Genomic DNA, 7057 nt, shown 5'->3' with positions numbered 1-7057 from the left:
ATCACAAGTGATTTGTGATTAATCACTTGTGATTTGTGATAAGTGATTTGTGATTAATATATAAAAGCCCTCTTTAAAGGGCTTTTATGTTTATTTTGAAAAAGAGATAAAATCAATATATCCCTTTTCCCCAATTTTTACAACGGCATTGTAGGGCTTTTTCTCTTTGTTTTTGATTCCTTTTACCAGGGTTTCTTTTCCCTCCAGTAATTCTTTTACATTCGTTTTGGTTAGTTTTTTCTTTCTAAAATGTTCAGCTAAAGTAAACTTACATTCAGGATAATTTGAACAACCATAAAACGATTTTTTTAATACAATATTGTTGCCACACTTAGGACATTTTCCTACAAGGGGTCCCGAGCGCTTAGTGGGAATTTGTACCCCTTATCGATACAAATTCCCCGTAGGCGCTAGGGACCTCTTTAGCTTCTTGGAAGCTGTCAGTAGTATATCTAATAATTTATCTCCATTCCCTTTAGTAACGTGTAACTTTCCAAATTTAAAAAAGCGACTCATAGAATTATTTCCTCCCGTTAAATAATAGATAACTATTAAAAATAGACAATACTTGCTCATAAGTAACGGTACTTAAATTGTTTACTTTGGCGTGTTTCATTGCTTGATGAAACTGATTTTTAGTAAACAGTTGACGATATTCTCGATTGACCCATTTTGAAACAAAGTACGTATATAGCTTCCAATATTTATCTGGAACATCTGTGGTATGGCGGGTAAGTTTTATTAAGACACTGTTTACTTTTGGTTTAGGATGAAAGCATTCCGCTGGCAGCTTAAGCAATTGCTGAATCGAGACTTGAGTGTGCAAGAGCAACCCTAGTGTTCGGTGAATATCCAAGGTACGCTTGTAGAATCCTTCTTCAACAATCAGATAGATGTCAGACGCATGGCTTTCAAAAACCACTTTTTTAATAATTTGTGTGCTTAAATGGTAAGGAATACTCCCAACAATTTTATACCTCTGTTTGTTAGGGAATTGAAACTGTAGAATATCTTGGTGAATTAAAGTGACACGAATGTTCAGTTTTAATTTTTCTGACGATAAGTTGAATAGATGACTGTCTAATTCAATAGACGTTACCTGTTTACTTATTTTAGCCAGTTTCGTCGTTAAATGCCCTTTACCTGTTCCAATTTCGTAAACGGTATCGGTTTCTTTTAAATTCAATTGTTTTATTATTTGGTTGAGTACTTTTTCACTCGTTAAAAAGTTTTGAGAATATTTTATATTTTTGTTCATGTAATCACTCCTGAAGTGATTACATCTGTAAATAAATACAGAAGTTAAACGATTTGTTTGTAATTTTAGTTATCTGTTTAAAAAGTCATAAGATTAGTCACTGGTAGGAATTAATCTAACGTATTTATTTATCTGTGTAATCACTGTTTTTAGTCTGTTTCAAAACAGTAGATGTTTTATCTACATTACGCATTTGGAATACCAACATGACGAATCCCTCCTTCTTAATTACAAATTTTTAGCATCTAATTTAACTTCAATTCCTATTATACACAAAATTTTAAGATACTGCAATATCAACACACTCTTAAGTTTGCTTCTAAGTCTTATTTCCATAACTTCTTTTACGTTTCCGCCATTCTTTGCTGTTTCGATTTTTATGATATGGTGCAAGTCAGCACGAACACGAACCGTCTTATCTCCCATTATATCTTTTTTTGCACTGATTGGTGTATCATTTCGTTTTTCTTTTTGTGCGCCTAAATTTCCCACAATCACTCACTTCTTTCTATTTCTTCTTATTCTTATTTTATCATCAACAATCACAAATCACTTGTGATTTGTGATAAGTGATTTGTGATAAGTGATTTGTGATTAATATATAAAAGCCCTCTTTAAAGGGCTTTTATGTTTATTTTGAGAAAGATATAAAATCAATATATCCCTTTTCCCCAATTTTTACAACGGCATTGTAGGGCTTTTTCTCTTTGTTTTTGATTCCTTTTACCAGGGTTTCTTTTCCCTCCAGTAATTCTTTTACATTCGTTTTGGTTAGTTTTTTCTTTCTAAAATGTTCAGCTAAAGTAAGCAACGGTGTACAAGGGGTACAAACAAGATTAAAAAGAAAAGATAGATTTGAAAGTAAGTAGAGTGGGATAATCCAGAAGTTAGAGCTTAGATTTTCCACTCTACTTGAACGTGGTCGCTAGTTGCGCTGATTGAAATAATCAGGCCGTCAACGGCTTTCCTTTTGTCGTCAAATTCAATGCTGTCCCAATGGTCGAGGTAATAAGAGAGTTCCTGCTCCTTTTGGGGTGACATTGTTTCAATGGACATTTCCGCAATCTCCTTTGAAATGGTCTGGCGGCGAGTGTCCAGTTCTTCAATTTTTTTGTTAGCATAGGCAAGAAGTGTTGCGTTGGCTCCGGTTAGCGTATCAAGTAGTTTTTCAATCTCGGCTTCAACTTGCGCCAGTTCAATTTGATGGGCGGTCAGTTTGGGATTGACTTTTTCCTCCCGGCTATGGCGGACTTGAAAATTTTTAAATCTCGCCCGCATAGCACTGAAAATAAATTCCTCAAATTCAGATTTACGGATTTTACCACAGCCCGGGCAGCCTTTATTTTCAGTCCGTTTACTACAGCGAAAATAGCCTTCGCTGTTCGGAACGTGTGTTGCCTTTAAGGCATATCCGCAACACCCGCATTTAACTTTTCCGGCAAGCCATGTATTTTTCGGCTTACGTCCTTGTTGAAAACTCTTATTTGTCATTAGCTTCTTCCTGCATTTCAGCCATACATCAGACGGTATGAGCGCTTCATGTGGAGCGATTACAAGTATCTGGTCTTTCAGGCTCCTGTCTTTATCCTCCTTCACGTCCCGGCCCTGATAGAGATAACAGCCATTGGTTCCGGCAAAATCGGAAGCGTCATTGACAATAGCCGCCCCCTGGCTTTTAAAAAATTCGTAGAGTTCTAAATCTGCTTGTGCGTAAACAGGATTTCTTAAAAGCTGTGAAATAAAGGTACGGAATAGCGATTTACCGTAAACTTTGATGTTCTGTTCCTCAAAGTACCGTGTAATGTCACCAAAAGACGTTTCCGGCTCGGAATACATTTCAAACATGAGCTTTACATATTGGGAAGTTTCGGGGTCTGCCACCATCTTTTTTGTGCGGATACCTTCAACCACTGTCGGCTCCAACTGATAACCATAGGGGGCCTGTCCGCTCATGTGAAAACCTTTCAGGCACCGGGAGTAGTAAGCGTCCGTGACGCGTTTCTGGATTGTCTCACGTTCAAGCTGTGCGAATACGATACAAATATTCAGCATGGCCCGCCCCATTGGGGTTGAGGTGTCGAACTTTTCTGTGGACGAAACAAACTCCACGTCATATTCCTGGAACAGCTCCATCATGTTTGCAAAGTCCAGAATGGAACGGCTGATTCTGTCCAGCTTATAAACGATTACCCGCCGCACCCGGCCCTTTCGGATTTCTCCTAACAGCTTTTGAAACTCCGGCCTGTCCGTATTCTTCCCGGAATAGCCTTTATCCTTGAATACTTTACAGCTTCCGCCTTTCAGCTCATACTTACAAAAATCAATCTGGCTTTCAATGCTGATACTGTCCTTACGGTCTACCGACTGTCTCGCGTATATACAATCTTCTCTGATAATGTCCATATTGGGCTCCTTCCGTATGGAATGGAGCTACCAACCTTACAATTATATTATACCATAGGCAGCCCCGGACAACAATGTTGCGGTTGATTAGTAAAATCTGTCCGTGTATTTACTGAACACATCATATAAGTGATTTTCGATTTCTCTTTTTCGCTTGTTCTTTTCATCCGGGGATAGTACCGGAATTAGATTTTCCAATACGATAAGTTTCCCTTGAAAATATACGGATTGTTTTTCGCTTTGGTATGTAACAGATTGAACCATCGAAAACCTCCACTTTTCAGTACGGATGAACAGCGGCCAGCTTCCCTCTTGTCTGCTGGGGAAACCTAAAAAAGCGGCTCCCTGGAAGGAACTGCCCTTTGAGCTTTCCCCAGCCTCGGGCCACGTTGGCCCGAAGCTAATAATCGCCGTTATAATATTTCTGTTCAGCCTCGTTGAGTGTGTATAAGTCAAACACTCCATAAAGCTGATTTACTACACGGCTAATATCTTTATGGGTGAATCCACAGTCCTGCATGGCCATAATCACATAGCCCCGGCAGGCGTCATTACTCCATATATTCAGCGTTAATTCTGGACTAGATATATTTTCCTTCATAAAATTCTCCTGTTCATAGAAAAATATGGGGCCCAGCCAGAACGGTTGCCCTATCATCAGACAGTAATAGAGGAAGGGCCCCACAGGTTAGAAAGTTTTTTCAGATAGACCGGACGGACAGTTGGCTTTTTGTCCCATAGCATTTCAGCTCTCCCCATTCTGATGGCAAGGCGATCTCATTACCTGCGACGGCTCACGGTTCGCAACACCGCTGCACGCTCGGATTGTGACTAATCGCAAGTATCCGGGTTTTGTGTTTTGTCCGGCAGACCTGCCACAGTCTGCCTACGGCATGGGCCTGGTCGCTCTCTCTAGTGTAAAAATAGAGGTCATGGCGGGCCTGTCACTGGACACAAGCACCCTTCGTATCCGTCTATCTTTTATTCAGTTTTCAATCTGCGTGAGGCGTGTCCCGCTTCGGGCCAATGTGGCCCGAGGCTTTGACTGCCTCTCATAAGCCATTTCATTTTTGAGGCGAAATCGGTACACCTTATAAAAATTTTTTTAAAATTTTTTCCAAGTTCCGAAGGCCGCGCTCAATGGCGAGCCGCACGACCTTTTCATCCACACCCTCGGCCCGGGCAATGTCTTGTTTCGTCAAGCCGAGAATGAAATGAGCGTAAATGCGCTTTGCCTGTTTGTCGGGCAGTCGTGAGATGGCGGTATAGAGTTCTTGTATCGTCACTTTACGCTCATACAGTTCATAGGGAGAGAACGCAACGAAAAGCGCCTCATGCTCAATTCCATCATTCCGATCCAGGGAGTAATAGGCTTTGTGCCGGTATGTACGCAGACGGTAAGCGGCTTCCTTCCGGTCAAACTCCTTGAACATTTCAACAACATCTTCTGGTACTTCCATAAAGTAGTCTGACGTATAAAAAGGGTAATAGTCCCGTAAATTTATAATAGCCATATTGAACCTCCGCTTTGTTTTGTGATGGATGGACAACAAAACAGAAGCGGCGGGGAGCGTATATGTAGGCTGAAATTTCTGAAATTTTCAAAAAATAACAGTGAAAAATCTATAAAATAGTAAAGATGGCTACTCGTTCTAAAAAAGCCTCGACAGCTTATCTCAAGACTGGCTCTGTTTCGATAGCAAATCCTGAAATAAGGTGTCGAACATAAAAAAAGCTCAAACAAATAACAGCTTGTTTGAGCCTTAAAAAAGTTTAAATTGGAATAAAACTCCTCCCATCTAGGAGGAGGTAAAGCAAAAGGGGCGTTGCTTCATCTATTTTTTCTCAATAATCTAACTCATGTTATTAGCAACCTCCGCGTAAAAATCTCGTAGTTCTTTTATTATCATATAATGTATTTTTTGCAAAATTTGTCGTAGATAGGAGGCAAAAATAAAAAAATAGAGTAGAGGATATGTTAATGGTTAACGTACCTCTACTCTATCTAATTGTTACTAAAAATTTTCTTTTAAAAAGGTTGTTACAAAACAGACTCAATTTACTATATATAGTATATGTCAATTATTAAATCTACCATATACAGAACATTACTTTTCTCTTTGCAACAACCCTTTTAAATTGTATAATTGCTTTCACTTAATCAGCATTATTTTTTATCTGATTGAATAGCCATCCTATAATTCGAGCTATACAGTATAAAACACCAAGTCCAAGGACGGAGCATACAACTAGAAAAAATATAGACATTGCCGACATATTTACATCAACACCTTTTTGAATAGGACTCTACTTATATTATTCTTAATTTAATACGGTAGAAACTTCTCCATTAAAAACTTCCGTTCTTAAAGCGAAAGAAAGTGTTCCTACTCCGCCGACTACATTTGCTCTCATAGAGCCAGTCACTTCGGCCGCTTTGCTTGAGGTAGATGTTGCACGGCCAATGGCTAAACTTTCATCTTCAACCGTTCCGCCAACACAGTAGGTATTTAAATCACGTGCATTAGAAATTTTCCACTGGCTACCACTCTTTGATAAGTCAAATCTGTAATCCATACCTGCGACACCCCAAAATGCATCCGATTTCCACGTTCCTTCAGTAGCAGGATCACGAGTTAAAGGAGGCGTATAGCTAAGTGTCACTGTTACCGGCTGACCGTCCTTCTCGAAATGTAATGTTTCCGAATAGGGCTGGCTTTCGTCAAAATTATTCAGATCGACACTGAATGTTTGTCTCTGTTCTGGAGAATCAGCAGCAAGAGCACTAAATGCGCTACCAACTACCATGAGACTCAGCGCTACCAACAGACCCAATGCCTTTTTCAAACCTTTCTTCATAAATGACCTCCTTGAGACTTTACCATAGTAACAAACTCAGATTTTTTAGCGCCCACCATTATGTAAGGCACTATTCTCTCAAATTCTCCTCCTCTATAGCCCCAATGGTATCCCTCCCTTTACTAATCGGTTATGAGCTTTTTATAACTAACTGTAGTATACCACAGAATCCCTATATATGCAATATAATCTAAAAATGGTAAATAAAACTTAATAAATTGTTAATTATCAACATATATCGTATATTTTTCTGATATAAAAACCGGGTATTCAAGTTTTGTGTTTTGATGTTTGAGTTAAAACGATAAAAAGAAAGAGAACTTGTTGATATAAAAAAAATATCATTCTTTTTGCATAAACATATAAAAACTCGAAAAGCGATTGATAAATCACCGAAAATTTGTGGCGAATTTTCTTAATATAGATATTTTAAGGAGGTATTGCGTAAAACAATAGATGTTGTATAAACTCAATAATCTTTTTTGCAGTATATTGCTAAATAGCTAAATGGCAAGCAATGCCTCTGTGGCCACAAGT

Annotated in this window: 6 protein-coding genes and 3 pseudogenes; all 9 read right to left on the bottom strand. The window is 38.8% G+C overall.

Annotation, left to right across the window (positions count from 1 at the left end; genetic code table 11):
• Positions 1 to 90: 90 nt before the first annotated feature.
• Positions 91 to 351: pseudogene (locus tag DXB70_RS02565) on the bottom strand (topoisomerase DNA-binding C4 zinc finger domain-containing protein); the annotation flags it as partial.
• Between the two features lie 169 nt (positions 352 to 520).
• Positions 521 to 1258 carry a 23S rRNA (adenine(2058)-N(6))-methyltransferase Erm(B) gene (gene erm(B) / locus DXB70_RS02555; protein ID WP_001038792.1) on the bottom strand — a complete coding sequence of 246 codons (738 nt, stop codon included), beginning with the start codon at positions 1256 to 1258 and terminating at the stop codon, positions 521 to 523.
• 124 nt (positions 1259 to 1382) lie between these two features.
• Complete coding sequence (locus DXB70_RS02550; RefSeq protein WP_001865637.1) at positions 1383 to 1466, bottom strand: 23S rRNA methyltransferase attenuation leader peptide; 84 nt, start codon at positions 1464 to 1466, stop codon at positions 1383 to 1385.
• A 48-nt stretch (positions 1467 to 1514) separates the two neighbouring features.
• Positions 1515 to 1756 (bottom strand): annotated as a pseudogene (locus DXB70_RS14515) (peptide-binding protein).
• Positions 1757 to 1889: 133 nt separating this feature from the next.
• A pseudogene (locus DXB70_RS02540) lies at positions 1890 to 2063 on the bottom strand (topoisomerase C-terminal repeat-containing protein); the annotation flags it as partial.
• Between the two features lie 89 nt (positions 2064 to 2152).
• Positions 2153 to 3661 carry a recombinase family protein gene (locus DXB70_RS02535; RefSeq protein WP_107001168.1) on the bottom strand — a complete coding sequence of 503 codons (1509 nt, stop codon included), beginning with the start codon at positions 3659 to 3661 and terminating at the stop codon, positions 2153 to 2155.
• A gap of 400 nt (positions 3662 to 4061) precedes the next feature.
• Positions 4062 to 4262 carry a hypothetical protein gene (locus tag DXB70_RS02530; protein WP_107001169.1) on the bottom strand — a complete coding sequence of 67 codons (201 nt, stop codon included), beginning with the start codon at positions 4260 to 4262 and terminating at the stop codon, positions 4062 to 4064.
• A 490-nt stretch (positions 4263 to 4752) separates the two neighbouring features.
• Positions 4753 to 5175 carry a sigma factor-like helix-turn-helix DNA-binding protein gene (locus DXB70_RS02525; protein ID WP_107001170.1) on the bottom strand — a complete coding sequence of 141 codons (423 nt, stop codon included), beginning with the start codon at positions 5173 to 5175 and terminating at the stop codon, positions 4753 to 4755.
• Between the two features lie 808 nt (positions 5176 to 5983).
• Entirely contained in the window at positions 5984 to 6520 is a 537-nt protein-coding gene (locus DXB70_RS02520) for a hypothetical protein (protein ID WP_107001171.1), read from the bottom strand.
• Positions 6521 to 7057: the final 537 nt, after the last annotated feature.

The organism is Clostridium sp. OM05-5BH (assembly GCF_003481505.1).
Lineage (GTDB): Bacteria > Bacillota > Clostridia > Lachnospirales > Lachnospiraceae > Otoolea > Otoolea fessa.
This window is presented reverse-complemented; position numbering and strand designations above follow the sequence as displayed.